The organism is Streptomyces sp. NPDC051364 (assembly GCF_040682115.1).
Taxonomy (GTDB): Bacteria; Actinomycetota; Actinomycetes; order Streptomycetales; family Streptomycetaceae; genus Streptomyces.
Genome location: NZ_JBFBAH010000005.1, coordinates 153,540 through 179,871 on the forward strand (window position 1 = coordinate 153,540; position 26,332 = coordinate 179,871).

Here is a 26,332-nt window from a genome sequence, read left to right on the forward strand (position 1 = left end):
ACACCGATGACGATACTCCTGTCGCGAACGAAACGAAACCGTTCCGTTTCGCTGAGGGGAGTGGCATGGATCACCTGTACGAGTTGCCAGGCCCCCCTGGCGCGGAAAGCATTGTGGGGTGAGTCACGACGGCGCGTACCTCCGCTTCCCGCACCTCCACGACGATCTGCTGTGCTTCGCCACCGAGGACGACCTGTGGGTCGCCCCGCTCGTCCCCGAGGGCGAACCCCCCGGCCGGGCCTGGCGGATCACTGTCGACCGGACCAGGGTCGGCCACCCCCGTTTCTCCCACGACGGACGCCACATCGCCTTCACCACCTGGCGCAGCCTCGACCCCGAGGTCCACCTCGCCCCGGTGGACGGCGGCCCGGCCCGCCGGCTCAGCTACTGGGGCGCCACCGACACCCGCGTCTGCGGCTGGACCCCGCCCGACAAGGACGGCCACAGCGACATCCTGGCCGTGTCCTCGCACGGCCAGCCCTTCTCGTACTACGCCTGGGCCTACAGCCTGCCGACCGACGGCTCACCCGGAGGCAGGCTCCCCTGGGGCCCGGTCTCCGACATCGCCGTCCACGAGGAGCCGAACGGAGAGCGGCGCACCCTGCTGCTGACCGGCAAGCCCCCGCACGAGCCCGCCGCCTGGAAGCGCTACCGCGGCGGCGCCACCGGCCGGCTCTGGCTGCACGGCAAGCAGCTGCTGGAGCACGTCGAGGGCCACCTCGACGCCCCGATGTTCGTGGACGGCCGGATCGCCTTCCTCTCCGACCACGAGGGCATCGGCAACCTGTACTCCTGCCTGCCCGACGGCACCGACCTGCGCCGGCACACCGACCACGAGGAGTTCTACGCCCGGCACGCCTCCAGCGACGGCTCCCGGGTCGTCTACCAGTGCGCCGGGGACCTCTGGCTCGTCGACTCGCTGTCCCCCGGCGCCGCCGCGCGCAGGCTCGACGTCCGCCTCGGCGGGCCCCGCGCGGGCCGCCGTACGTACCAGGTCCCGGCCGCCAGCCACGTCGACTCGCTCTCCGTCGACGCCACCGGCCGGGCCAGCGCGGTCGTCGTCCGCGGCAGCCTGTACTGGCTCACCCACCGCGACGGGCCCGCCCGGACCATCGCCGACACCCCGGGCGTGCGGGTGCGGCTGCCGGAGATGCTCGGCAGCAGCGGGAAGGTCGCGTACGTGACGGACGCGGAGGGCGAGGACGCGATCGAGATCGCCTACCTCCCGCGGGCCTCCGGGGACCGGGAGCCGCGCCGGCTGGCCTCCGGCGAGCTGGGCCGCGTACTGGAACTGCTGTCCGACCCGGACGGGGAGCGGCTCGCCATCTCCTCCAACGACGGGCGGCTGCTCCTGATCGATGCGAGCGAGGAGTCCAACGGGGAAGTCACCGAGCTGATCCGGTCCATCAACGGGCCCGTCACCGACCTGGCGTTCTCGCCCGACGGGGCCTGGCTGACCTGGTCGCACCCGGGCATCGGGCGCTCGCTGCGCCAGATCAAGATGGCCCGCATCTCCGGCCCCGGCCCGCGCTCGATCGTGGACGTCACCAACGGCCGCTTCGAGGACGACCACCCGGTCTTCACCCGCGACGGCCGCTACCTGGCCTTCCTGTCCTGGCGCGGTTTCGACCCGGTGTACGACGTGCACACCGGCGACCTGTCGTTCCCGCTGGGCTGCCGCCCGTACCTGGTGCCGCTGTCCTCGGCGACCCCCTCGCCGTTCGCGTTCACCCCCGACGGCCGCCCGGCGGCGGGCGGGCTCGACCCGGGCGAGGGCGAGGCCGCCGAGGCCACCGAGGGGGACGCCGCGGTCATGGTGGAGGTGGAGGGGCTGGAGAGCCGGGTCACCCCCTTCCCGGTGACGGCGTCGAAGTACTCGGCCCTGTACCCGGTGCACGGCGGCGGACTGGTGTGGCTGCGCTGGCCGATCTCGGGCGCGCTCGGCGAGACGTTCGCCAACCCGACCGACACCAGCGGCAAGCCCACGCTGGAGCACTTCGAGATCACGAAGGCGCGCAAGACCGAACTGGCCTCCGGGCTGGACTGGTTCGCGGTCAGCGGCGACGGCACCCGGCTCGTCGTCAACGACGACGGCGACCTGCGCGCGGTCCCCTCGACCGAGTCCGGCGACAGTGACTCCACCGTCTACCTGGACCTGCGGCGCATCCTGCACGAGGTGGACCCGGCCGCCGAGTGGCGCCAGGCCTTCGAGGAGGCCGGGCGGCTGATCCGCGCGTACTTCTGGGAGCCGGACATGTGCAACATCGACTGGGACGGGGTGCTGCGCCAGTACCGCCCCCTGGTCGAACGGGTCGCCTCACCCGACGAGTTCGCGGACCTGCTGCGCGAGGTGCTCGGCGAGCTCGGCACCTCGCACGCGTACGTCTCCCCCGCGCGCCGCAACGAAGGCCCGCCGCACTACCAGCGGCCCATCGGGCTGCTCGGCGCCAACCTCGTGCCCCGCGAGGAGGGGTGGGTGCTCGCGCGGATCCTGCCGGGCGAGTCCTCCGACTCCAAGGCCCGCTCCCCGCTCGCCGGCACCGGCATCCGGGAGGGCGCCGTGCTCACCCACGTCGACGGCCGGCCGGTGGACCCGGTGACCGGGCCCTATCCGCTGCTCTCGGCGGCCGGGGGCACCACGGTCGAGCTGACCTTCAAGCCCGCGGAAGGCGAGGGCCGGGCCCGGCGGGTGGCGATCGTGCCGCTCATCGACGAGCGGCCGCTGCGCTACCAGGACTGGGTGTCGAAGCGGCGCGCGGTGGTCCGCGAGGTCAGCGGCGGCAAGTGCGGCTACCTGCACATCCCCGACATGGGCGGCTCGGGCTGGGCGCAGTTCAACCGGGACCTGCGGATGGAGATGTCCCGGCCCGCGCTGATCGTGGACGTGCGCGGCAACGCGGGTGGGCACATCAGCGAGCTGGTGGTGGAGAAGCTGACCCGCTCGATCCTCGGCTGGGACCTGACGCGGGGCGCCCAGCCGGTGTCGTACGCCTCCAACGCGCCCCGGGGTCCGATCGTGGCGCTGGCCGACGAGGCGACCTCCTCGGACGGCGACATGATCACGGCGGCCTTCAAACTGCTCGGGCTCGGCCCGGTGGTCGGCCAGCGCACCTGGGGCGGGGTGGTCGGCATGACCGGCCGGCACACCCTGGGCGACGGCACGGTGATCACGGTGCCGATGAACGCCGCCTGGTTCCCGGAGTACGGGTGGTCGGTGGAGAACCACGGCGTGGAGCCCGACCTGGCGATCCTGCGCACCCCGCTCGACTGGGCGGAGGGGCGCCACGCCCAGCTGGACGACGCCGTGTTCCTGGCGCTGGAGCTGCTGGAGCAGGAGCCGGCGGCGGTGCCGCCCGGCTACGCGGACGTACCGGACCTGCGGCGTCCGAAGCTGCCGCCGAGGCCGTAGGGGCCGTAGGGGCCGTAGGCATGCGGAAGGGGCGCGACCCGTCGTCGAATGCGACGGGCCGCGCCCCTTCCGGCGTACGGGCGTCCGGGCGTCAGAAGTCCCAGTTGTCGTCGAGCTCGTCGTGGACCTTTTCCTTCTTCTTCCTGGCCGGCTCGGAGGCTTGCGCACCGCGCTCGGACGCCTCGTCCTTCGCGCTCCTCCCGGCCTCCTTGGCCTTGTCCTTGAGCTCTTGCGCCTTGTCCTGGAACTGGTCCTTGATGCCCATGCTGTTCACTCCTGGAGGGGTGTAGGGGACGGGGCCTCGACCAGATTTGCACGACCGGACAAAGCTCGCATTTCGATCAATGGCGCCCGGTGCCCTGCGTGCGCTCCTTCTCGTCGGCGGCCCCTCCGGCCCCCACAAGTCCCCTGGAGACACTCGTCAGCCTGGGTTCGAAGCGCTTCATCTCCCGCTGCCCGACGGTCGCGATGATCCCGGGCAGGTAGCCGCGCACGCCCTGCATCCCGCGCAGCCACCACTGCGCGTACACGTGCGGCGAGCGCCGCTCGATGCCGGCCACGATCCGGTCCACGGCCGGGCCCAGCGGGTACGTGCGGTTCGACGGCCAGGGCAGCCGCTGCCGCAGCTCCCGCATGACCTCGTCCTGGTCGGCGCCGCGCACCATGTCGGTGTCGGTCCAGGAGAGGTAGCCGACGCCCACCTTGACGCCCTTGTAGCCGACTTCGGCGCGCAGGCAGTGCGCGAAGGCCTCGACGCCGGACTTGGAGGCGCAGTACGCCGTCATCATCGGCGCCGGCGTGATCGCGGCGAGCGAGGCGATCTGCAGGAAGTAGCCGCGGCTCTCGGTGAGTACGGGGAGGAAGGCGCGGGCGGTGACGGCCCCGCCGATCAGGTTGACCTCGATCACCCGGCGCCAGGCGTCGGGGTCGGAGTCGGCGAACGGCCCGCCGGCGGCCACGCCCGCGTTGGCGACGACGATGTCGACCTTGCCGAAGCGCTCCTTGACCTCCTGCGCGACCCGGGCCATGGCCTCGTGGTCGGTGACGTCGGCGTGCCAGTGGTCGCTGTCGGTGTGCAGCCGTTCGGAGACCTCCTTGAGGGCCTCCGGCTCCAGGCCCACCAGCGCCACCTTCGCGCCGCGTGCGGACAGCTTGCGGGCGAGCAGCTCGCCGACCCCGCGTGCGGCGCCGGTGACGACGGCGACCTGGCCTTCCAGACTCCTGCGCGCACTCACTGCGTGACCTCCTTCAAGAAGTGCGCGCTCAGCTCGCGCACGGCGTTCGTAACGGCCTCGGGGGCCTCGATCGGGGTCATGTGCCCCATGCCGGTCAGCTCGGTCAGCCCCACGCAGTGCGGCAGCGCGGCGGCGAGCCCCCTGGCGTGCACGATCGGGGTGAGCCGGTCGTTCTTGCCGCCGATGACGGCGGTGGGCACGGTGAGCGCCGCCAGGTTCGCCTCGAGGTCCAGTCCGGCCAGTACCTCGGACCAGGCGTACCGGACCCCGGTGGGGCAGGCGTGCACGATACGGGCGCAGGCCTCGACCCTGTCGGGCGCGGACCCGGGGCCCATGGTGGCGTACTTCAGCACCCGTTTGGCGACCGGCGTGACGGGCCCGAGCGGGGCGCGCGCGCCGAGCACCGCGCCGGTGATACGGGTCCGCACGCGCCCAGGGCGCAGCGGCACGACCAGCGCCTCCGCGACCAGTCGGGCGCTGCCGGTGCTGCACAGCAGCGCGGCCGCGGTGTGCTCGGCGAACTCCGGCCGCCCGGCGGCGGCCATGATCGTCATCCCGCCCATGGAGTGTCCGGCGACGACCGCCCGCCGGCCGGGGGCCAGGGTGGCCCGCAGGACGGCGGCCAGGTCGTCGGCGAGGGCGGTGGTGTCGTAGCGGGAGGCGGCGGGGCTGCGCCCGTGCCCGCGCTGGTCGTACGCGATGACCCGGTGGTCCTTCGAGAGTTCCCGGATCTGCGCGGCCCAGAAGGCGGTGGAGCAGGTCCAGCCGTGCGCCAGCACCACGGCCGGTGCGCCCTCGTCCCCGTGCTCCTCGACGTGCAGCCGGGCCCCGTCGGCGGAGACCGCAACCAGTTCGCGCCGGGCGGCGGGGGGTGCGTACGGCCCGGAGGTGACGTGCGCCGGCCGGCTCATTCGGCGCCCTCCCCGGCGTCGGCCTGCGCCGCCCGGGCCGGGACGGGCTCACGCTCGGCCTCCCGGAGGCGGATGACCTCGTACTCGGACAGATCCACGCTCCGCGTCTCCTTCCGGAACTCGCCGGTCGTGCCCGGCCAGACCGTCGTGTTGCGCCCCTGCGCGTCCAGGTACCAGCTGGTGCAGCCGCCGGTGTTCCACACGGTCCGCTCCATGCGGGTCTGGACCTGCCGGTTCCACTGGTTCACGGCCGAGGGCCGGGCCGCGAGCGCGACCTGCCCGCCGAGCACGTGGAGCTGGCGCAGGTAGTCCGCCATGTAGTTCAGCTGCGACTCGATCATCAGGATCATCGAACTGTTCCCGAGCCCGGTGTTCGGCCCGATGATCGTCATCCAGTTCGGGAAGCCGGCCGCCGTCGCCCCGCGCAGCGACTGCATCCCGTCCTTCCAGTGGTCCGCGAGGGTCCGCCCCTCCGCGCCCACCACCCGGTCGGCGATCGGCATGTCCGTGACGTGGAAGCCGGTGCCGAAGACGATCGCGTCGACCTCGGTCTCGGTCCCGTCGGCCGCGATCAGCGTGTTGCCGCGGATCTCCTTGAGCCCGGAGGCGACCAGGTCCACGTTCGGCCGGGCGAGCGCCGGGTAGTACTCGCTGGACAGCAGGATCCGCTTGCAGCCGATCCGGTACGAGGGCGTCAGCCTGGCCAGCAGCGCCGGGTCCTTGATCGAGCGCGCCATGTTGGCCTTGGCCAGCGACTCGATGAGCCCGAGCTGGTTCGGCCGCTTGGTGAACGCGCTGACCTGGAGTTCCCGGATCCCCCACAGCAGCCCGCGGCGGGCGGCCCGGGTGAACGGCAGCTGGCGGTGCAGCCAGCGCTCCACGCTGCTGATGGCCCGGTCGGTGCGCGGCATCACCCACGGCGGGGTCCGCTGGAACAGCGTGAGCCGCTCCACGTCCGGCGCGATGGCCGGCACGATCTGGATGGCCGAGGCGCCGGTGCCGATCATGGCGACCCGCTTGCCGCGCAGGTCGTAGTCGTGGTCCCAGCGAGCGGAGTGGAAGACCTTGCCGGGGAACTCGGCGAGCCCGGGGACCTCCGGCATCTTCGGGTCGGACAGCGGCCCGGTGGCGGAGACGACGACATCGGCGGTGAGCTCCCCGGCCGAGGTCTCGATCTCCCACCTCAGCCCGTCGGCGTCCCAGCGCATCATCCGGACCTCGGAGTTCAGCCGGATGTGCGGGCGCAGCCCGAAGGTGTCGGCGACGTGCTCCAGGTACGCCCGGATGGCCGGCTGCCCGGAGAAGGTCCGCGGCCAGTCGGGGTTGGGAGCGAACGAGAACGAGTACAGGTGGGAGGGGACGTCGCACGCACACCCGGGATAGCTGTTGTCGCGCCAGGTCCCGCCGACGGAGTCCGCCCGTTCCAGTACGACGAAGTCCGTGATCCCCTCGCGCCGCAGCCGTACGGCCGCACCCAGCCCGCCGAACCCGGACCCGATCACTGCCACTCGTACGTGTTTGCGCTCGCCCATGCCGCCCATGCCGCCCATGCCCCGCCGCCTTCCGCTTCCGCAGTCCCAGCCCAGCCCAGTCACAACCACCGCGCCACACTGCCAGCAATCACTGGCACAATCGGGAGAGTAGAGCAGCCCCGTACTCATGGGTAGAGGTCGCGCCCGGAAAGTTACCGCCGGTACGCCATAGGCTTCGCCCGTGGAACAGACGGAAGCAGGGACGACAGTGCGTGAATACCGTACGGAGGAACTGGCCGAGGCGGCCGGCATCCCCGTCCGCACCCTGCGCTTCTACCGCGAGCGCAAGCTCCTCCCGCCGCCCCGCCGCGAGGGCCGGATCGCCTGGTACGACGACCACCACCTGGCCCGGCTGCGCACCATCGCCGCCCTGCTGGAGCGCGGCCACACCCTCGGCGGCATCGCCGAGCTGACCGCGGCCTTCGAGAACGGCCGCGACGTCGGCCAGCTCGGCCAGCTGCTCGGCATCGGCTGGTCCGAGGAGACCCCGGTACGCCTGACGCCGGAGGCCCTCGCCGACTACTTCGAGGGCGAGGTCACCCCGGAGAACCTGGCGGCCTCCCTCGACCTCGGCTACCTCGCGACCGACGGCGACGAGATCGTCCACGTCAGCCGCCGCCTGCTGGACGTCTCCTCGGCGCTGGTCCGCGAGGGGGTCCCGCTCTCCGCGGTCCTGGAGACCGGCCGCCGGGTCCGCGAGCACGCGGACGCCATGGCGGCCCTGTTCACCGAGCTGATCTCCACGCACCTCACGGAGGAGGCCCTGCCGCGCCTGCGCCCGCTCGCCAAGAGCGTGGTCGAGGCGGAGCTCACCATGGCGATGAACCGCCTGCTGACGTCAGGGGCTCAGGACCCCAGCTCGTAGACCACGGTCACGGGCGCGTGGTCGGACCAGCGCTCCGGATGCGTCTCGGCCCGCTCGACGAACGCCTTCACGGCCCGGGCGGCCAGCCCCGGGGTCGCGACCTGGAGGTCGATGCGCCACCCGGCGTCGTTGTCGAAGGCCCGCCCGCGGTAGGACCACCAGGAGTACGGCCCCTCGGTGTCGGGGTGCAGGCTCCGTACGACGTCCACGTACCCGGCGGTGTCGTACACCTCCCCGAGCCACTCCCGCTCCTCGGGCAGGAAGCCGGCGTTCTTCCGGTTGGTCTTCCAGTTCTTGAGGTCGACTTCGTTGTGACAGATGTTCCAGTCACCACAGACGACAACCTCCCGCCCCTCCCCGGCGGCCCGCACCTTCAAAGCGGCCAGATAGGGCAGAAACTCCCCCATGAACCGGTACTTCTCGTCCTGCTTCTCGGTACCGGCCTCGCCGGAGGGCAGGTAGAGGCTGGCAGCGGTCACACCCGGAAGGTCCACCTCCAGGTAGCGCCCGCTCGTGTCGAACTCGTCACTCCCGAATCCCACCTGCACCCGCTCGGGCTCGCGGCGCGTGTACAGCGCGACCCCGGCCCGCCCCTTGGCGGCGGCCGGCGCGAACACGGTGTGCCAGCCCTCGGGCTTGCGGACCTCGTCCGGAATCTGCCCCTCCTCGGCCCGCACCTCCTGGAGGCAGACCACATCGGCATCCGACCCGGCCAGCCACGGGGAGAACCCCTTCTTGGCGGCGGCGCGGATCCCATTCACATTCACGGAGGTCACAGTGAGCATCCGAGCACCATAACGGGAGCGTTCCGTACGATGTTCGGATGTCTCACGGGATCCAGTTCCGCGCCGTGCCGTACGACCACCCGGACGCGGTCAAACTCAACGACCAGGTCCAGCTCGAGTACCAGACGCGCTACGGCGGTGAGGGGGACGTCACACCCCTCGACCCGGCGATGTTCGCCCCGCCGAACGGCCTGTACCTGCTGGCGTACGACGCCTCGGACACCCCGATGGCCAGCGGCGGCTGGCGCAGCCAGGACGAGAACGACGAGGGCTACGCGGACGGCGACGCCGAGCTCAAGCGCATGTACGTCGTCCCCGAGGCCCGCGGCCTGGGCCTGGCCCGCCGCATCCTGCTCGAGCTGGAGGCCGACGCCCGCGCGGCGGGCCGCACCCGCATGGCCCTGGAAACGGGCGACCAGCAGCCGGAAGCGATAGCCCTCTACCTCTCGTCGGGCTACACCCTCTCGGCAAAGTTCGGCCACTACCGCCACTACGACTCGAGCCGCTGCATGACGAAGCCGTTGCTTCCCTGACGAGCCGGCCGCCGGCCCGTCCCGGCCCCGCCGGCGTTCGAGGCGCGGGGGTACGGGGGCCCCCGGGGGTCCGGGACGGATCCCGGGTCTTTCCAGCCCGTCCGGCGTTTGAGGACCGGTGTCCGGGGCGGAGCCCCGGACACGGAGAAAGGGCGGGGTGGGGAGAAGAGCCCCGCGCAGCGGCCCGGCAGGGCTACCGCGGGAGCCACTCCGCCCGGTCCGTCCCCCACCGGGACGGCCCCCGCCCCCACTCCCCGAACGGCAGCGGCGACCCCGCATACCGCAGCACCCCGTACCCCGAGTCCACCTCCCGCAGCCACGGCTCCGCCGCATACGCCTCCCCGGAGGAACCGGCGGAGCCGTCCGCCGGAACCTCCCGTACGAGCCAGGACGCCGTCCCCGCCAGCGAGAACCGCAAGGACCGCCCACCCCCCGCGGCCAGCGCCCTCAGCACGGCCGCCGCCACGAGATACCCGGTCCCGTGATCCAGCGCCTGCGCCGGCAGCACCCCCGGCGCCCCCGCCACCCCACCCGCCCCGTCCCCGTACGCCGCCGCCACCCCGTACCCCGCCTGCACCAGCGAGTCGAACCCCCGCCGCCCCGCCCACGGCCCCTGCCACCCCCACGCGCACAGCTGCGCCACCACCAGCCCCGGCCACCGCTCCAGCAGTTCGTCCGCGCCGAGCCCGTACCGCTCCAGCGCCCCCGGCCGGTACCCGGTCACCACCACGTCGGCCTCGGCCAGCAGCCCCTCGAAGACGGCCCGCTCCCCCGCATCCGCCAGGTCCAGCAGCGCCGACCGCTTCCCGAACCCGGTGTCCGCGTACGCGTCGTCCGACTCCGGCAGCCGCGGCGAGTCGATCCGGAGCACGTCCGCCCCCAGCAGCCCGAGCGTCCGCGTCGCGACCGGCCCCGCGATGACCCGGGTCAGGTCCAGCACCCGCACCCCGGCCGCGGGCATCGAGGGGAGCGCCTCCGGCCCGAGCTCCCGCCCCGCGCCCCCGGACTCCCGTACCTCCACCAGCGGCTGCGGATCCCCGTACCCGCCCGCCACGGCGACGGCCAGCCCGCCCTCCGCGTACACCAGCTCCTGCACCTCGACGGCCCCGCGCCCCGCCACCGCGTCCCGCAGCGCCCCGGGCGTCGCGGACGGCAGTCCCAACGCCCGTACCAGGGCGGCCCGGTGATGCGGATAGTTGGCGTGCGTCCGCACCCACCCGTCCGCCGCCCGCCAGAACCCCGAGAGCGGCGCGAAGTTCACCGGCTCGCGCCCCGCCACCCGCAGGTGCCGCTCGCTGACGAACGCGGTGGCCACGGCCCCCTCGTCCACCACCAGCGGCTCCACCTCGTCCGCCGCGCCCCCGGCCCGTACCGCGGCCAGCTCCGCCGCGGCCAGCGCGCACACGCCCACGGTGGCCCGCGCCAGCTCCCGTACGGGCAGCCGCCCCTGCCCCAGCCCGCTGCCGCCCCGGTAGGCCACCCGCCCCACCAGCTCGTCCGCCCCGCCGAGTGCGCCCCAGGCCTGCCGCGTTCCACCGTCGAAGATCGTCATGGGCCCATTCTCCGAAGAACCCGCAGAAGCAGAAGATCCCGCCCGATCTTTGCGATCGGACGGGATCTTCCGTCAGTCAGTGCGGATCCGGGTCAGGACGTGAAGAACCCGTTCAGGTCGGCGATCACGTCGACGCTGCCCGCGTTGTTGAAGAACGTCACCCGCCCGTCCACCACGGGGACCACCACCAGGTTGGAGACGGTCTGCCCCGCCCGGTAGTTGAGGTTCGAGACCTTCCGCGCCCTGACCAGCCGTACGCCTCCGTGCCGCTCGACAGCGGGCGGCATCCGCCGGTCGATCTCTGATCGGTACACGCCACAGCCGCACATCACGATCACCAGCCCCGGGCAACCGGGGCCTGTTCGCATGCCTCGGCGACGGACAGGTGCCTGCCCCCTGGCCGCCAGACCCGATACACCGCCATCCATCACCCCGAACAGACATCGAACGACCCCAGAAACGACGAAAATCCCGCCCGATCTTGCGATCGGACGGGATCTCGTCAACGTCCCTGAGAGCTACTCAAGAACAATCGTCTGTCTGTGGACCTGTGGGGATTTGAACCCCAGACCCCCTCGATGCGAACGAGGTGCGCTACCAGACTGCGCCACAGGCCCTTGCGACGTGTGAAACATTAGCATCCCCGCGCGGGTGCTCCAAAACCGATACCGGGGTGCGTCCGTGCAGGTCCGGTCATTCGTTCGCAGCGCGCGGGCGGTCGTCGCTCTCGTACTGGTCGAACAGCGGTGTGCGGCCGCGGCCCTGGCCGCGCGGGCGGGCGTTCGGGTGGGCCTTCTGCTCCGACTTCTGGTCGGGCTTCGCCCCGGGCTTCGCGGCCGGCGAGGGCTGGGCGCGCAGGCGGGGGTCCGTCGGCTCGGCCGTGCTGGAGCGGGTCGCGCTCCAGGCGTCCGGGGTCGCCGGGCCGGTGGCGCGCGGGGCGACCGGGGCCGTCACGTAGGTTGGCAGCGGGACCGGGACCGGCTCCCAGCTGTCACCGCGGGCGGGGCCGCGCTCGCGCTCGCGCTGCTGGTCCACCCACTCGGCGTGGTCGGTCTGCTCGACGAGCGCGCGCCGTCCGGCCTCCTGCGGGGAGACGGGTGGCGCAGGGTCCGGTTCGGATCCCGCCGCGGCCTCCGGCTCACGGCGGCGCGGGCGGTTCTCGCGCAGCTGCCGGGCGGCGGCCTCGGCGCGCCGCCGGTCCATGGTGAACTCGTAGCGGCGCCGCTCCTGGACCCGCAGGTGCACGATGTACGCGCTCAGCAGCAGGGCCGGTACGGCGGGCGCCCAGAGGTAGCCCAGGCCGCCGACCGCCGCGACGATCGCACCCAGCGTGAAGATCAGGAAGAGGAGCGCGGTGGTGCGCCGGCGGCGCGCGAGCACCTGCAGGCGCTGCTCGCGCCGGTGCCGCTCCGCCACGGCCGACCTCGACTCCGCCCTGGTCGGGGGCACGACGACGGGCCGGGCGTCGGCGTCCACGGAATTCACCGTTTCCGTCGCGGCGTCCGGGTCCGCGCGGTGCGGGGGCTCTGCCTCCTGGTCGCCGCGTTCACGCAGCCCCTTGGCGTAACGGCGCTCCATTCCCGCCCGGCCGGAAAGCAGCCGAATGGCGGTTGAGAAGCGTTCCGTCGGACGGGCTTCGTTCAGCTCGTCCTGCCTCCGGAGCCACATGGGCACCAAGTAGGCGGCCCAGGCCCCGACAATGACTGCGTAGATGAGGCCGCTGCTGCTCACACCTCACACCGTAGAGGGGCGCGGCCTGGCGGATCCGCCAATTGGGCCGGTGTGTCGCACGAACTGGCTGATATCACGGACTTTTTTTGTGATTCTTCGGATCAGGTTATGGGCGAATCGGTTCCGCGACCCGATAATTCGAACAGTTATTCGTTTACCGGTCTCCCGGACCACTCCGCTACGCCGACGAGGTGCCCTGCCTGTGTCCGCGGTGCCAGCGGCGCAGCAGCCCCTCGGGGACCTCCTCCGCCGTCAGCGCGTACACGAGGTGGTCGCGCCAGGCGCCGTCGATGTGGAGGTAGCGCGGCCGCAGCCCCTCCTCGCGGAAGCCCAGCTTCTCCACCACCCGCCGGCTCGGCCCGTTCTCCGGGCGGATGCACACCTCGATCCGGTGCAGCCCGACCTTCGCGAAGCAGTGGTCCACGGCGAGCGCGACGGCCGTCGGCATCACGCCCCGGCCCGCCACCTCGCGGTCGACCCAGTAGCCGACGTGGCCCGCGCACATCGAGCCCCAGGTGATCCCGGCAACGGTCAGCTGGCCGACGAGGCGGCCCTGGTACTCGATGACGAACGGCAGCATCCGCCCCGCGTTCGCCTCGGCCCGCAGATGGCGGACCATCTGCCGGTACGTCGGCCGGTGGATCACCGGCCCCCACGGCGCGGGTGGCGGAATCGTCGCCTCCCACGGCCTGAGCCAGTCGCGGTTGCGCCGGTTGACCTCGCGCCAGGCGCCCTGGTCCCGCAGCTTTATCGGCCGGAGCGTGACGTCGCCGTCGGTCAGCACCACCGGCCAGGAGGGTCCGTTCAGCTCGGGCTCCCGGAGGATCTACCCGGGGGCACGGGGTGGTCGCCGCCCCGGATCTGGTCCACGGCGTGCGGCAGGATCCGCGTGAGGACCGCGAGGCCGTCGCGGACGCCCCCGGTCGAGCCGGGCAGGTTCACGATCAGGGTGCGGCCCGCCACGCCCGCCAGGCCCCGGGACAGGGCCGCGGTCGGCACGGTCGCCAGGCCCTCGGCCCGGATGGCCTGCGGGATGCCCGGGATCTCGTAGTCCAGCACCCGCGCGGTGGCGTCCGGGGTGCGGTCGGTCGGCGAGATGCCGGTGCCGCCGGTGGTGAGGATGACGTCGTACCCGGCGGCCACGCCCGCGCGCAGCGCCTGCTCGACGGGATCCCCGTCGGGGACGACCCGCGGGCCGTCCACCGTGAAGCCGAGCTTCTCGAGCCCCTCGGCCAGCAGCGGTCCGCCACGGTCGGCGTACACGCCCGCCGAGGCGCGGTTCGAGGCGGTGACCACGAGCCCGCGCAGGGCGCGCCCGGGCTCCCGGGCCGCGCCCGCGGCCCCCGGTTCGGCCGCCCAGGTCCCGCCCGCCGCCGGCGGCACGGGTACGGGGACGTGGCTGAAGGCGTCGCCGCCGCGCGGGGCGTTCACGCGCGCGTCCAGTCGCCGGACTTGCCGCCGGTCTTCTCCTCCACCCGGACGTCCGTGATGACGGCGCCCTTGTCGACGGCCTTCACCATGTCGATGACGGTGAGCCCGGCGACCGCCACGGCGGTCAGCGCCTCCATCTCGACGCCCGTGCGGTCGGTGGTCTTGACGGTGGCGAGGATCTCGACGGCGTCGTCGGCGACCGAGAGGTCCACCTTCACGCCCGATACGGCCAGCGGGTGGCAGAGCGGGATCAGGTCGGGGGTCTTCTTCGCACCCATGATCCCGGCGATCCGCGCGGTGGCGAGGGCGTCGCCCTTGGGGACGCCCTCGCCGCGGAGCAGTTCGATCACCCGGGCGGAGACGAGCACGCGCCCGCTGGCCCGTGCCGTCCGCGTCGTGACGTTCTTCTCCGAGACGTCCACCATCCGGGCCGCGCCGGCCTCGTCGATGTGCGTCAGCCTGCTGTGCTCAGGGGGTCCGGGGGTCGCCCCCTGGGAAAACGCTGCCATAGGTTCGTGCCGCTCCCGCTCCGGGCCCCGCAAGGGCCTGTGTGGTGCAACACGCTACCCGCACCGGCCGGACTTCAGCCGAGCAGGACCACTTCCAGCTCGGCCCCCGGCTCCACCGAGGTGACGTCCTCCGGTACGACCATCAACGAGTCGGCGTGGGCCAGGGCCGCGATCAGGTGCGACCCCGATCCGCCGACCGGGCTGACCGTGCCGCTCTCCGCGTCGTACTTGCCGCGCAGGAACTGGCGGCGGCCCGCCGGGGAGCCCAGCGCCTTGTCGGCCTTCAGGACCGCCCGCACGCTGGGCCGGTTGACGTCCGCCAGGCCCATGAGCGCGCGGATCGCGGGGCGCACGAACAGCTCGAAGGAGACGTACGAGGACACCGGATTGCCGGGCAGGGCCAGCAAGGGGGTGTGGTCCGGGCCGACGGTGCCGAAGCCCTGCGGCTTGCCGGGCTGCATTGCGAGCTTGCGGAAGTCCATCCGCCCGCCGTCGGGCTCGTCCTCGGCAGTGCCCACCGAGGACAGCGCCTCCTTGACCACGTCGTACGCGCCGACGCTGACTCCGCCCGTGGTGACCAGCAGGTCCGCCCGGATCAGCTGATCCTCGATGGTGGAGCGCAGCGTCTCGGCGTCGTCGGCGACGGCCCCGACCCGGTAGGAGATCGCCCCGGCGTCGCGCGCGGCCGCGGCCAGCGCGAAGCTGTTCGAGTCGTAGATCGTCCCCGCGGCCAGCGACTCACCCGGCTGGACCAGCTCGCTGCCGGTGGACAGCACGACCACGCGCGGGCGCGGCCGTACCCGCACGGTGCCCCGCCCGATGGCGGCGAGCAGCGCGATCTGCGGCGGGCCGAGCACCGTGCCGGCGGCCAGGGCGAGGTCCCCGGCCTGGACGTCGCTGCCGCGCGAGCGTACGTGCGCCCGCGCCTCGGCGGCCCGGTGCACGCGCACCTCGCCGCCCGCGCCCTCGGGGGCCGCGCTGGCCGGGGTCATGCCGGCGGCGGCGCCGCCGCCGCTGCCGCCGTCGGTCCACTCGACCGGTACGACGGCCTCGGCCCCCGGAGGCAGCGGGGCGCCCGTCATGATGCGGGCGGTCTGGCCGGGGCCGACGGTGGGCAGCTCGCCGCTGCCCGCCGCCACGTCCCCGATGACCGTCAGCACCGCGGGGAACTCCTCGCTCGCGCCCTGGACATCGGCCGTGCGGACGGCGTACCCGTCCATGGAGCTGTTGTCGAAGGGCGGGAGGGCGACGGGCACGGTGACGTCCTCGACCAGGACACAGCCCTGGGCGTCGAGCAGCTGGAGCTCGATGGGCTCCAGCGGCCGGATGGCGGCGAGGACGTCCGCGAGGTGCTCGTCGACCGACCACAGGCGCTGGGCGCCGTGGCCGGTGTCCTGCGGTGCGCGGCTGCTCAAGGTGCTACATCTCCTCCGTGACGTAACGGTGAAGCCAGGTGCGGAACTCCGGGCCCAGGTCCTCACGCTCGCACGCGAGGCGGACGATGGCCCGCAGGTAGTCGCCGCGGTCTCCGGTGTCGTAGCGACGGCCCCGGAAGACCACGCCGTGCACCGGGCCGCCCACGGTCTCGTCGGCGGCAAGCTTCTGCAGGCCGTCGGTGAGCTGGATCTCCCCGCCGCGGCCCGGCTCGGTCTCCCGCAGTATGTCGAAGATCGCGGGGTGGAGGACATAGCGTCCGATGACCGCGTAATTGCTGGGCGCGTCCGCCGGGTCCGGCTTCTCGACGAGGCCGGTGATCCGGACGACGTCCTCCTCGTCCGTGGCCTCGACGGCGGCGCAGCCGTAGAGGTGGACGTTGGCGGGGTCGACCTCCATGAGGGCGATGACGGTGCCGCCGGTGCGGGCGTGGACGTCGGTCATCTGGCGCAGCAGCGGGTCGCGGGGGTCGATCAGGTCGTCGCCGAGGAGGACGGCGAAGGGCTCGTCGCCGACGTGCGGCTCGGCGCACAGGACGGCGTGGCCGAGGCCGCGCGGGTCGCCCTGGCGGACGTAGTGCATGGTGGCGAGGTCGCTGGACTCCTGGACCTTCTTGAGCCGGTCGTCGTCGCCCTTGGCGATGAGGGCCGATTCCAGCTCGTAGTTGCGGTCGAAGTGGTCCTCGAGTGCGCGCTTGTTACGCCCCGTGATCATGAGAACGTCGTCCAGGCCGGCCGAGACGGCCTCCTCGACGACGTACTGGATGGCCGGCTTGTCCACGACGGGGAGCATTTCCTTGGGCGTCGCCTTCGTCGCCGGAAGGAAGCGGGTGCCGAGACCTGCGGCCGGGATCACGGCCTTCTTGATCACAGGGTGCAACTGAGTCATGGGCAGAACGATAGTGGGTCGCAGAGACCACTCCGGGTTTGATTCCGGTAAATAGATCCGACTTCGCCCCGATTTGAAAGGAAATCAGAGTCAGCTGTGGTATGGAACCCGCCGAACCCGTCCGATAAGGTCGGGCTGCGCCGAGAACTCCTGGCCGCCCGACGCGCCTTGTCCCCCGAATTCCTGCGTACGTCGGCCCTCGCGCTCTCCCGCTCCGCTCTTGAACTGCCCGAACTGGCCGATGCGCAGACCGTGGCCGCGTACGTCTCCGTCGGCGCCGAACCCGGCACCCGCGATCTGCTGGACGCCCTGCGCGCGGCCGGGAAGCGGGTGCTGCTGCCCGTCCTGCTGCCCGACAACGACCTCGACTGGGCGGAGTACGAAGGCCCGGGCAGCCTCGCCGAGGCCGCCCACCCCGGCAAGATGCGGCTGCTGGAGCCGGCCGGGCCCCGGCTCGGGCCGGACGCGGTCGCCGGCGCCGACGCCGTCCTGCTGCCGGGGCTGGCCGTGGACGGCCGCGGGATGCGCCTCGGGCGCGGCGGGGGCTCGTACGACCGGGTGCTGGCACGCCTGGCGCGCGCCGGGGCGCATCCCGCGCTGGTCGTGCTCCTCTACGACGAAGAGGTGGTCGCGCGGGTCCCGGAGGAACCGCACGACCACCCCGTTCAGGCGGTGGCCACCCCGTCGGGGGTGATCAGATTCACGGCTTGAGCGTCAGCGTCTCCGTGGTCGCCTTGTCCACGGCGTCCTTGCCGAAGGCCCAGTCGAGCAGCTCGCCCTTGGCCCACATGTCCGTCTGGTCGTAGTAGTTGTCGTGGTACGCGTGGCCCGAGGCGCCGGTCAGGTTGATCCAGCGGGACTTGTCCAGGTCACTGAGGTTCACGATCATGCGCATCGACGGGACCCAGGTGACCCCGTACCCGCTGGAGGCGTTCCAGCCGGTCGCGTTCACGGTGGCCTCGCCGCCGCCCAGGTTCCACGGGCCGCGGTTGAGGAGCCACTGCATGAAGCCGGGGCCCTCGGTGCCTATGGTCTGGTTCTTCAGCGTCAGCTGGTGCAGGCGGCCCCAGCTCCAGGTGGACTGGTCCTTGCCGAGCTTGGCGGTCAGCTCCCAGCGGGCGTCCTTCATGGCCCGCGCGAACAGCTGGTCGCGGGTGGCGGTCGCCGGCTGGTTGCGGGCGGCGGGCGTCGCCCACCAGGCCGACTTCTCGTCCTTGACCAGGCGGCGGACCACCTCGAACCAGCGGTCGCCGCCGTCCGGCTGCGCCGAGTCGGAGTCGCGAGTACCGCACTCGCGGACCGTCTTGGCCAGGTCGTCGACCGGACCGCCGCTCCCCTCCCGGACGTTCATGCAGCTGCCCGCGATCCGCAGCTCCTTCGGCATCTTGTCGCCGAAGGACAGCTTGAGGATGTTGCGCCAGACCGCGTTGAAGTACGCGGCCGCCGCCGAGTCGGGCTCCTGCGTGTAGTTCCAGCCCTCCAGCAGCTTCTGCGCGGAGCGCACGTCGGGGTCCGAGACCTCGATCTTGGCCAGCATCGGGGTGAGCAGCGCGGCGATCTCGCTGCTGTTGTCCATCTGCATGGTGCGCATATCGTCGGTGGAGATCTTGCCGTTGTCCTTGATCTTCGCCTCGATGAGGTCGTTGATCCGCTGGCTGCGGGCGCCGTAGCCCCAGTCGGTGGTCAGGACGTACGGGTACTTGCCCGCGCCGGTCCCGCTCTCCACGACGGCCTGGTTCGCGGTGACGACGTAGCCGCGCGACGGGTTGTAGTCGTACGGCATCTCGTCCTGCGGGATGTAGCCCGCGTTCCCGTCCTTGCCGCCCTTCCAGGCGTACTTGGAGTCCCAGCCCGGGGCCGGCATGCGGCCGTCGCCGGCGCCGCGCATCGGGATGCGGCCCGGGGCCTGGTAGCCGATGTTGCCCTTGGTGTCGGCGTAGATCAGATTCTGGGACGGCACCTCGAAGTCGCGGGCGGCGGCGCGGAAGCCGGCGAAGTCCTTGGCCCGGTCGAGATTGAAGATGGCGTCCATCGACTTGCCCGGGTCCAGGGCGGTCCAGCGCAGGGCGACGGCGTAGCCGTTGCCGCGGTCGGGGGCCGAACTGGAGACGGGGGCGCGACTGCCGACCGTGCCGAGCTCGTCGCTGCGGTCGGAGATCAGCGGGCCGTTGTTGGTGGTGCGGACGGTGATCTTCTTGCTGGTGCCGCCCGCGATCTTGATGACCTCTTCACGGGTCGTGAAGGGGACCACCTTGTTGTCGTAGACGTAGCCCTCGGGCTTGACCTGCTCGAGGTAGAGGTCGGTGACGTCGGCGCCGAGGTTGGTCATGCCCCAGGCGATGTCGGCGTTGTGGCCGATGACCACGCCGGGCATGCCGGAGAAGGTGTAGCCGGCGACGTCGTACTTGCACTGGTTCGAGACCGCGCGGCAGTGCAGACCCATCTGGTACCAGACCGAGGGCAGCTGCGGGGACAGGTGCGGGTCGTTCGCGAGCAGCGGCTTGCCGGTGGTCGTGTACTGGCCGGAGACGACCCAGGAGTTCGAGCCGATGCCGCTGCCGTTGGGGCCGAGGATCGCGGGGACCTTGTCCAGGGTCTTGGCGAGGGAGGTCAGCGAGTTGCGCAGGCCCACGGTGGCACCCTGGGCGGTGGTGTCGTCCGCGAGGCCGGTGGGCGAGGGCTGCGAGCCGTTGGCCGAGGCCTGCGAGCCGGTGGCGCTGCCGCCGCCGGAGCCCTTGCCGGAGCCTGTGGAGCCTGCGGCCGCGCCCTGGGGGGCGTACTTCCCGCCCTCGATCTTGCCCCCGTCGACGATCGCCTTGTTCCGGTCGAAGGGGTACGGCGGGTAGAGCTCGTCGATCTGCGCCTGCGTGAGCTTGTTGGACATCAGCGCGCGGTCGATCTCGTCCTGCATGTTGCCGCGCAGGTCCCACGCCATCGCCTTGAGCCAGGCCACCGAGTCCACCGGGGTCCACTGCTCGGGCTGGTAGTCGTCGCTGAGCTTGAGGGTGGCGTGCTCGACGGAGAGGTCCTTGCCGGACTTCCCCTTCAGGTACGCGTTGACCCCGTCGGCGTAGGCCTGCAGGTACTTCTTCGTCTCGGCCGAGAGCTTCGTGTCGTACTCCGCCTGCGCGACCTGGCGCCAGCCGAGCGTGCGCAGGAAGGCGTCGGTCTCGACCTGGCCGGACCCGAACATCTCGGAGAGCCGGCCGGAGGTCATGTGGCGGCGGACGTCCATCTCCCAGAAGCGGTCCTGGGCGTGGACGAAGCCCTGCGCGCGGAAGAGGTCGTCGTCGTTGTCCGCGTAGAGCTGGGGAATGCCGTGGGAGTCGCGTTTGACCTCCACGGTCCCGGTCAGGCCGGGCACCTTGAGGGTGCCGGTGGCCTGGGGGAACGAGGCGCGGACGTTGTCCATGCTCCAGTACGTCCCGTACCCGAAGCCCGCGAGGAGCGCCAGGACCAGCACGAGCACGATCAGACGGGCGCGTCGTCCCTTCTTTTTGACGGAAGGGGCGGTTTCGTTGGCGGGCATCGCTGTCCTTAGAGGGGCAGGGTGGTCCTGGGAGTGCTGGGAGCAACCATAGGCGCAGGACCTAGTCCGTTGATCCGCCAGGGGTCGAGGTGACGAGGACAGGGCCGAACAGGCGTTTCACAATGTGGTTATCGCGTAAAGAGCGCGTCAAATATTAGGTAAGGTAACGAAGTACCTGCCGATCTTGCCGGACTTGTCGCCTGGAGGAACGTTCCGCCTGGCGCCTTGAGGGAAAGGGCCGCCCGCTGACCGTCCACACGCTCAATGAGCTCCTGCTGGTCTGCTCGCTCGTGCTGCTCGTCGCCGTCGCGGCGGTACGCATCTCTTCACGCAGCGGCCTCCCCAGCCTGCTCATCTACCTCGGCATAGGCATCGCGATAGGCCAGGACGGCATCGGCAACGTCGTCTTCGACAACGCCGAACTGACTCAGGTCATCGGTTATGCCGCGCTCGTCGTGATCCTCGCCGAGGGTGGTCTGGGCACCAAGTGGAAACAGATCAAGCCCGCCCTGCCGGCCGCCATCGTCCTGTCGCTGGTCGGCGTCGCGATCAGCGTCGGCGTCACGGCGGCCGGCGCGCACTACCTGGTCGGACTGGACTGGCGCCAGGCCCTGCTGATCGGCGCGGTCGTCTCCTCGACCGACGCGGCGGCCGTCTTCTCCGTCCTGCGCAAGGTGCCGCTGCCCGCGCGGATCACGGGTGTGCTGGAGGCCGAGTCGGGCTTCAACGACGCCCCCGTCGTCATCCTGGTCGTCGCCTTCGCTTCCGTCGGCCCGGTGGACCAGTGGTACGTCCTGCTCGGGAAGATCGCCCTCGAGCTGGCGATCGGCGTCGCGATCGGCCTGTCGGTGGGCTTCCTGGGGGCGTACGGCCTGCGGCACGTGGCCCTGCCCGCCTCCGGCCTCTACCCGATCGCCGTGATGGCGATCGCCGTGACGGCGTACGCGGCCGGCGCGATGGCGCACGGCTCCGGCTTCCTCGCCGTCTACCTGGCGGCCATGGTGCTCGGGAACGCGAAGCTCCCGCACTGGCCGGCGACCCGGGGGTTCGCGGACGGGCTCGGCTGGATCGCCCAGATCGGCATGTTCGTCCTGCTCGGTCTGCTGGTCACCCCGCACGAGCTGGCCCAGGACTTCTGGCCCGCCGTGGTCATCGGGCTGGTCCTGACCATGGTGGCGCGGCCGCTGGAGGTCTTCGTCAGCCTGCTGCCGTTCCGGCTGCCCTGGCAGGAGCAGGCGTTGATGTCGTGGGCGGGGCTGCGCGGCGCCGTGCCCATCATCCTGGCGACCATCCCGATGGTGACCGGGATCGAGGGCAGCGACCGCGTCTTCAACATCGTCTTCGTGCTGGTCGTCGTCTACACCCTGGTCCAGGGGCCGACCCTGCCGTGGCTCGCGCGCAAGCTGGAGCTCGGCGCCGGCGACGAGGGCGCCGCCGACCTGGGGATCGAGTCGGCGCCGCTGGAGAAGCTGCGCGGACACCTGCTGTCCTTCGCCATCCCGGACGCCTCGCGCATGCACGGCGTCGAGGTGAGCGAGCTGCGGCTGCCGCCGGGGGCTTCGGTGACGCTGGTGGTCCGGGACGCGAAGAGCTTCGTACCGCTACCGTCGACCGTGCTGCGGCGCGGGGACGAGCTGCTGGTGGTGGCCACGGATCCGGTACGCGACGCGGCGGAGGCCCGGCTGCGGGCCGTGGCCCGGGGCGGCAAGCTGGCCGGATGGCTCGGCACGGGCTCGAACGGGGCTTGAGCGGGGCCGGTCCCGGACTTGAACAGAGAGTTAGAGCGCCGTTCTAATTCTATGTTTTCGGGGGTTTGCGGGCTGTTTCGCCAGGCTTTACCGTCCCGCGGAATGCGAACTTCCAGTTAATCCCAGGTGAAGACACGTCCTGTCGCCGGAATCACAGGACACATTGCTGGTCTGCCCTGTACGATAAAGGCACACCACATCGAACCAACTCTGTCTGACGCAGAGCTGGCGCGACCGCAAAGCGGCCGTGGCTCCCTCCCGCAGTGGGCGCCCAGGTATCACTCGGTTCTGCGCAAGAGGACAGCTCTCGGGGCTCCCACATGTACGGGTGCGGTCGCTCACAAGGCGGCACACCGTCCGCAGACGGGGACGCTCTACCAGGCAGCGGAAAGGCCAGGCCGTGACATCCGCGGTCACGACCGACAAGTCCGCACGCCCCGGTTACGGGCAGCTCCTGCGCACGCCCGGCGCCATCGGCTTCGTTCTCCCGGGATTCGCCGCCCGGCTCCCGTTCGGCATGCTGACCATCAGCATCCTGCTGCTCGTGCAGCACACCACCGGTTCCTACGGCAGCGCCGGCATCGTCGCCGCCGTCACCGGCGTCTCGATGGCGCTGTCCGCCCCGGTGATGGGCAAGCTCACCGACCGCCGCGGCCAGAGCGCCGTCCTGGCCCCCGTCGTCCTCATGCACTCCGCCGCCGTCAGCACCCTCGTGGCGCTCGCGCTGCTGGGCGCCCCCGTGTGGGCGCTGGCGCTGGCCGCCGTCCCGGCCGGCGCCTCCGTCCCGCAGGTCGGACCGATGGTCCGGGCCCGCTGGGCGGCCAGGCTCGAGGGCTCCCCGCTGCTGCCGACGGCCGCCGCGTTCGAGTCCGTCACCGACGAGTTCACCTTCGTCGTCGGCCCGGTGCTGGCGACCGCCCTGTGCACCGGCGTCCACCCGGCCGCCGGTCTGATCACCGAGGCCGCGCTGACGCTGGCCGGCGGTCTGGTCTTCGCCGCCCAGCGCGCCACCCAGCCGAAGGTGCACGCCGCCGCGGCCGGGGGCGAGAAGCACGCCTCCGCGCTGTCCTTCCCGGGCCTGCGCGTCCTGATCGTGGCCTTCCTCGGCATCGGCGCCGTCTTCGGCGGCATGCAGGTGTCGCTGGCCGCCTTCTCGAACGAGATCGGCAACCCCGGTGCGAACGGCCTGCTCTACGGCGTCTTCGCGGCCGGCAACATGACGGCGGGCATCGCCTGCGGCGCCATCGCCTGGAAGATCGGCCCGCGCCGCCGGCTGCTGCTCGGCTACGCCGGCCTCACCGTGGCCGCCTCGGTCCTGTGGACCGCCCACTCGATGATCCTGCTGGGCGCGCTCGGCCTGGTCGTCGGCCTGTGCATCGCCCCGGCCCTGATCACCGGCTACACGATGATCGAGTCGCTGATCCCGGCGAACGCCCGGACCGAGGCCTTCACCTGGCTGACCGGCGCGGTCGCCTTCGGTCAGGCCACCGCCGTGACCCTGGCCGGCCGCCTGACGGACGCGCACGGGTCCTCGTACGGCTTCCTGGTGCCCATGGCGGGCACCGTGCTGGCGCTGGCCACCCTGCTCGCGCTGCGGTCGAGCCTGGCTCCGAAGGCCCCGAGCCGGATCATCAGCTCGTCGTCGGGATCACCTGCGACTGCTGTTCCGGAGGCCCCTGGTGCGCGGGTGAACGAGCGTGGTCTCGGTCACCGCGTGCCGGTGACGGTGGACTGATCGGCCGGAATACGTCACCATGGAACGTCGTTAGCACTCATCGAGTCAGAGTGCCAGGAGGAAATTCGTGCCGACCTACCAGTACCAGTGCACCGAGTGCGGTGAGGGCCTTGAGGCCGTGCAGAAGTTCACCGATGACGCACTGACCGAGTGCCCGAACTGCCACGGACGCCTGAAGAAGGTGTTCTCCGCGGTCGGCATCGTCTTCAAGGGATCCGGTTTCTACCGGAACGACAGCCGTGGCGCTTCGTCGAGCAGCACCCCTGCCTCGAAGCCGTCGACGCCTGCCGCCCCGGCCGCTTCGTCGACGTCCAGCACGTCTTCGACGTCGAGCTCGAGCAGCAGCTCCACGTCGGCTGCCTGATCTCTGATCTCGTCCGTTCTTCGTAAGGCCCCGCCGCCCCTTCCGGGCGGCGGGGCCTTGTGCATGCCCGGTTAGGGTGGCGCCATGGCTAACGCAGAGATCGGTGTCATCGGCGGCTCGGGCTTCTACTCCTTCCTGGAGGACGTCTCCGAGGTCCAGGTGGACACCCCGTACGGGCCCCCGAGCGACTCCCTCTTCTTCGGCGAGCTGGCCGGGCGGCAGATCGCCTTCCTCCCGCGCCACGGCCGGAGCCACAAGGTCCCGCCCCACAAGATCAACTACCGGGCCAACCTGTGGGCGCTGCGTTCGGTCGGCGTGCGCCAGGTGCTCGGCCCGTGCGCGGTCGGCGGGCTGCGCACCGAGTACGGCCCGGGCACCCTGCTCGTTCCCGACCAGCTGGTCGACCGTACGAAGTCCCGGGCGCAGACCTTCTTCGACGGGGAGCCGCTGCCCGACGGCACTGTGCCCAACGTCGTGCACACCACCTTCGCCGACCCGTACTGCCCGGTGGGCCGCTCGGTGGCGCTGGCGGCGGCGCGGGGCCGGGCGTGGGAGCCGGTGGACGGCGGCACGATGGTCGTGATCGAGGGCCCCCGGTTCTCGACGCGCGCCGAATCGAAGTGGCACGCGGCGATGGGCTGGTCGGTCGTCGGCATGACGGGCCACCCGGAGGCGGTCCTCGCGCGCGAGCTGGGGCTCTGCTACACCTCGATGGCGCTGGTCACCGACCTGGACGCGGGTGCGGAGACGGGTGAGGGCGTGTCCCACACGGAGGTCCTGAAGGTGTTCGGCGAGAACGTGGGCCGCCTGCGCGACGTCCTCTTCGACGCGGTGGCGGCGCTGCCGCCGACGAAGTCCCGCGACTGCCTGTGCACCCACGTCCACGACGGCTGGGACCTGGGCATCGAGCTCCCGTAACCGACCCTGCCTGCTGCCTGCTGCCTGCTGCCTGCTGCCTGCTGCCTGCTGCCTGCCGAGGACATACAGATGAACACCGTCCCGCTCTCCCCGGACTGGGTCCGGGGCTGGGCAGCAGACGTCACCGCGCGGGTGGCGGCCGTCCTCGCGGCCTTCGACAGGTACTTCCCCTTCTCGCCCGGGCAGAACGAGATCGTCCCGGCCGGCCCCGACCGCCGGGCCGGCCTCGACGCCCTGCGGGGATACCCCGGGACCGCGCCGGACCTGCTCACCTTCTACGGCGTGATCGACGAGGTGGTCCTGTCGGACATCGGCAACGCCTTCTTCATCCACCCGCCGGGCGTTGCCCTCGGCGACTGCGTGGACCGCGTTGCCGTCGGTGACGGCGTCGTCTTCGCGAGCAACGGCGGCGGAATCCTGTACGCGATCGGCCCCGACGGCAGCGTGCACCGCTCGCGGGCCGCCTCGAGGGACAGCGGCTTCGACCCCGTCGCGGACGACCTGCGCGGCTTCCTCGAAAAGCTCCGCGCCGCGGTGGTGCAGTTCGCCGCCACGAGGACTCCCGGAGAAATCTGAGGCGGGCTGTCACATTCCGGAGGGCTGTCCGGTCTCGGCTGGTGAAGGACCGACGAGACCGACCGACCGTCCAGGAGGCGACCGCCATGTCGCGCATTTCGCTCACCCCGCCCCGCACCCTCCTCATGCGCATCGGCGCCTGGTACTCGCGCCGCAGGTACGGCAAGGTGCTCGACCCCGGCCAGGCGTACGGGCACAACTCGCGCGTGCTGTTCACGTACGTCCGCCTCGAGCAGCAGGCGGCGAAGTGGAACGCCCTCGACGCCGGGCTGAAGCACCTCGCGGTGATGGCGGCGGCGGCCCGGATCAACTGCTCGTGGTGCATGGACTTCGGCTACTGGGAGGGCCTGGAACGAGGACTGTCGGCGCGGAAGATCGGGCAGGTGCCGCGGTGGCGGGAGAACCGCGAGACGTTCACGGAGCTGGAGCTGCTGGTCATGGAGTACGCCGAGGCCATGACCCAGACCGAGCCGGCGGTCACGGACGAGCTCGCCGCGGAGCTGATCGCGCGCCTGGGCGAGGCGGCGTTCGTCGAACTCACCGCGATGGTCGCACTGGAGAACTGGCGCTCGCGGGCCAACCGAGCCTTCGGCCTGACCAGCCAGGGCTTCTCGGAGGCCTGCGAGATCCCGGCCCGGCCGTGAACC

General features: G+C 71.8%; 24 protein-coding genes and 1 tRNA gene. 10 read left to right on the forward strand and 15 right to left on the reverse strand.

The window, feature by feature from the left end:
- Positions 1-118 precede the first annotated feature (118 nt).
- The gene (locus AB0M76_RS12730; RefSeq protein ID WP_365952888.1) at positions 119-3,409 is read left to right on the forward strand and encodes a S41 family peptidase; all 3,291 of its coding nucleotides are present in this window, start codon (positions 119-121) and stop codon (positions 3,407-3,409) included.
- Positions 3,410-3,500: 91 nt separating this feature from the next.
- Here the strand turns inward: AB0M76_RS12730 and AB0M76_RS12735 are convergent, their stop codons facing one another.
- The 4 genes from AB0M76_RS12735 to AB0M76_RS12750 form a co-directional block, all read right to left on the reverse strand.
- Positions 3,501-3,674, reverse strand: a complete 174-nt coding sequence (locus AB0M76_RS12735; protein WP_365952889.1) for a hypothetical protein — start codon at positions 3,672-3,674, stop codon at positions 3,501-3,503.
- A 76-nt stretch (positions 3,675-3,750) separates the two neighbouring features.
- Positions 3,751-4,644, reverse strand: coding sequence for an SDR family oxidoreductase (locus AB0M76_RS12740; RefSeq protein ID WP_365952890.1), 894 nt, complete (start codon positions 4,642-4,644; stop codon positions 3,751-3,753).
- Positions 4,641-5,555: an alpha/beta hydrolase gene (locus AB0M76_RS12745; RefSeq protein WP_365952891.1), complete on the reverse strand. Its 915-nt coding sequence runs from the start codon at positions 5,553-5,555 to the stop codon at positions 4,641-4,643. Before AB0M76_RS12745 ends, AB0M76_RS12740 begins: the two co-directional genes overlap by 4 nt.
- Complete coding sequence (locus AB0M76_RS12750; protein ID WP_365953185.1) at positions 5,552-7,087, reverse strand: NAD(P)/FAD-dependent oxidoreductase; 1,536 nt, start codon at positions 7,085-7,087, stop codon at positions 5,552-5,554. Before AB0M76_RS12750 ends, AB0M76_RS12745 begins: the two co-directional genes overlap by 4 nt.
- A gap of 181 nt (positions 7,088-7,268) precedes the next feature.
- Between AB0M76_RS12750 and AB0M76_RS12755 the strand changes: the two genes are divergently transcribed.
- The gene (locus tag AB0M76_RS12755) at positions 7,269-7,952 is read left to right on the forward strand and encodes a MerR family transcriptional regulator (protein WP_365952892.1); all 684 of its coding nucleotides are present in this window, start codon (positions 7,269-7,271) and stop codon (positions 7,950-7,952) included.
- Here AB0M76_RS12755 and AB0M76_RS12760 read toward each other — a convergent pair.
- A complete protein-coding gene (locus tag AB0M76_RS12760; protein WP_365952893.1) occupies positions 7,934-8,737 on the reverse strand; it encodes an exodeoxyribonuclease III in 804 nt (267 codons plus the stop codon). The two genes, AB0M76_RS12755 and AB0M76_RS12760, sit on opposite strands and share 19 nt — an antisense overlap.
- Before the next feature lie 38 nt (positions 8,738-8,775).
- On the opposite strand from AB0M76_RS12760, the gene AB0M76_RS12765 reads away from it, so the two are divergent.
- Positions 8,776-9,270: a GNAT family N-acetyltransferase gene (locus tag AB0M76_RS12765; RefSeq protein WP_365952894.1), complete on the forward strand. Its 495-nt coding sequence runs from the start codon at positions 8,776-8,778 to the stop codon at positions 9,268-9,270.
- Between the two features lie 193 nt (positions 9,271-9,463).
- Here AB0M76_RS12765 and AB0M76_RS12770 read toward each other — a convergent pair whose 3' ends face one another.
- The 9 genes from AB0M76_RS12770 to galU all read right to left on the reverse strand — a co-directional run bounded on the left by AB0M76_RS12770 (position 9,464) and on the right by galU (position 16,815).
- Positions 9,464-10,822 carry a CoA transferase gene (locus tag AB0M76_RS12770; protein WP_365952896.1) on the reverse strand — a complete coding sequence of 453 codons (1,359 nt, stop codon included), beginning with the start codon at positions 10,820-10,822 and terminating at the stop codon, positions 9,464-9,466.
- Positions 10,823-10,914: 92 nt separating this feature from the next.
- Entirely contained in the window at positions 10,915-11,136 is a 222-nt protein-coding gene (locus tag AB0M76_RS12775) for a hypothetical protein (protein ID WP_365952897.1), read from the reverse strand.
- A 229-nt stretch (positions 11,137-11,365) separates the two neighbouring features.
- Positions 11,366-11,439, reverse strand: a tRNA-Ala gene (locus tag AB0M76_RS12780).
- A 76-nt stretch (positions 11,440-11,515) separates the two neighbouring features.
- The gene (locus tag AB0M76_RS12785; RefSeq protein WP_365952899.1) at positions 11,516-12,553 is read right to left on the reverse strand and encodes a hypothetical protein; all 1,038 of its coding nucleotides are present in this window, start codon (positions 12,551-12,553) and stop codon (positions 11,516-11,518) included.
- Between the two features lie 178 nt (positions 12,554-12,731).
- Entirely contained in the window at positions 12,732-13,340 is a 609-nt protein-coding gene (locus AB0M76_RS12790; RefSeq protein ID WP_266666279.1) for a GNAT family protein, read from the reverse strand.
- A gap of 17 nt (positions 13,341-13,357) precedes the next feature.
- Positions 13,358-13,861, reverse strand: coding sequence for a MogA/MoaB family molybdenum cofactor biosynthesis protein (locus AB0M76_RS12795; RefSeq protein WP_266672970.1), 504 nt, complete (start codon positions 13,859-13,861; stop codon positions 13,358-13,360).
- A 119-nt stretch (positions 13,862-13,980) separates the two neighbouring features.
- Positions 13,981-14,493, reverse strand: coding sequence for a cyclic pyranopterin monophosphate synthase MoaC (gene moaC, locus AB0M76_RS12800; RefSeq protein WP_266628545.1), 513 nt, complete (start codon positions 14,491-14,493; stop codon positions 13,981-13,983).
- Between the two features lie 74 nt (positions 14,494-14,567).
- Entirely contained in the window at positions 14,568-15,908 is a 1,341-nt protein-coding gene (gene glp / locus AB0M76_RS12805; protein ID WP_266666275.1) for a gephyrin-like molybdotransferase Glp, read from the reverse strand.
- Positions 15,909-15,912: 4 nt separating this feature from the next.
- Positions 15,913-16,815: a UTP--glucose-1-phosphate uridylyltransferase GalU gene (gene galU, locus AB0M76_RS12810; RefSeq protein ID WP_266666273.1), complete on the reverse strand. Its 903-nt coding sequence runs from the start codon at positions 16,813-16,815 to the stop codon at positions 15,913-15,915.
- A gap of 96 nt (positions 16,816-16,911) precedes the next feature.
- Here galU and AB0M76_RS12815 point away from each other — a divergent pair, with 96 nt between their 5' ends.
- Positions 16,912-17,526: a 5-formyltetrahydrofolate cyclo-ligase gene (locus tag AB0M76_RS12815; protein WP_365952900.1), complete on the forward strand. Its 615-nt coding sequence runs from the start codon at positions 16,912-16,914 to the stop codon at positions 17,524-17,526.
- Here the strand turns inward: AB0M76_RS12815 and AB0M76_RS12820 are convergent.
- Positions 17,516-20,344: a penicillin acylase family protein gene (locus tag AB0M76_RS12820; protein WP_365952901.1), complete on the reverse strand. Its 2,829-nt coding sequence runs from the start codon at positions 20,342-20,344 to the stop codon at positions 17,516-17,518. The genes AB0M76_RS12815 and AB0M76_RS12820 overlap by 11 nt on opposite strands.
- Before the next feature lie 200 nt (positions 20,345-20,544).
- On the opposite strand from AB0M76_RS12820, the gene AB0M76_RS12825 reads away from it, so the two are divergent.
- The 6 genes from AB0M76_RS12825 (at position 20,545) to AB0M76_RS12850 (ending at position 26,329) form a co-directional block, all read left to right on the forward strand.
- The gene (locus tag AB0M76_RS12825; protein WP_266672968.1) at positions 20,545-22,092 is read left to right on the forward strand and encodes a potassium/proton antiporter; all 1,548 of its coding nucleotides are present in this window, start codon (positions 20,545-20,547) and stop codon (positions 22,090-22,092) included.
- Positions 22,093-22,492: 400 nt separating this feature from the next.
- The gene (locus AB0M76_RS12830; RefSeq protein WP_365952902.1) at positions 22,493-23,827 is read left to right on the forward strand and encodes an MFS transporter; all 1,335 of its coding nucleotides are present in this window, start codon (positions 22,493-22,495) and stop codon (positions 23,825-23,827) included.
- A gap of 67 nt (positions 23,828-23,894) precedes the next feature.
- Positions 23,895-24,191 (forward strand): FmdB family zinc ribbon protein, encoded by a 297-nt coding sequence (locus tag AB0M76_RS12835; RefSeq protein WP_078613644.1) that lies wholly within the window; start codon positions 23,895-23,897, stop codon positions 24,189-24,191.
- 84 nt (positions 24,192-24,275) lie between these two features.
- Positions 24,276-25,109 carry an S-methyl-5'-thioadenosine phosphorylase gene (locus AB0M76_RS12840; protein WP_365952903.1) on the forward strand — a complete coding sequence of 278 codons (834 nt, stop codon included), beginning with the start codon at positions 24,276-24,278 and terminating at the stop codon, positions 25,107-25,109.
- Positions 25,110-25,178: 69 nt separating this feature from the next.
- On the forward strand, positions 25,179-25,685 hold the full coding sequence (locus tag AB0M76_RS12845; RefSeq protein WP_365952904.1) for a hypothetical protein: 507 nt from the start codon (positions 25,179-25,181) through the stop codon (positions 25,683-25,685).
- An 86-nt stretch (positions 25,686-25,771) separates the two neighbouring features.
- Complete coding sequence (locus tag AB0M76_RS12850) at positions 25,772-26,329, forward strand: carboxymuconolactone decarboxylase family protein (RefSeq protein WP_365952905.1); 558 nt, start codon at positions 25,772-25,774, stop codon at positions 26,327-26,329.
- The last annotated feature ends 3 nt before the right edge of the window (positions 26,330-26,332 follow it).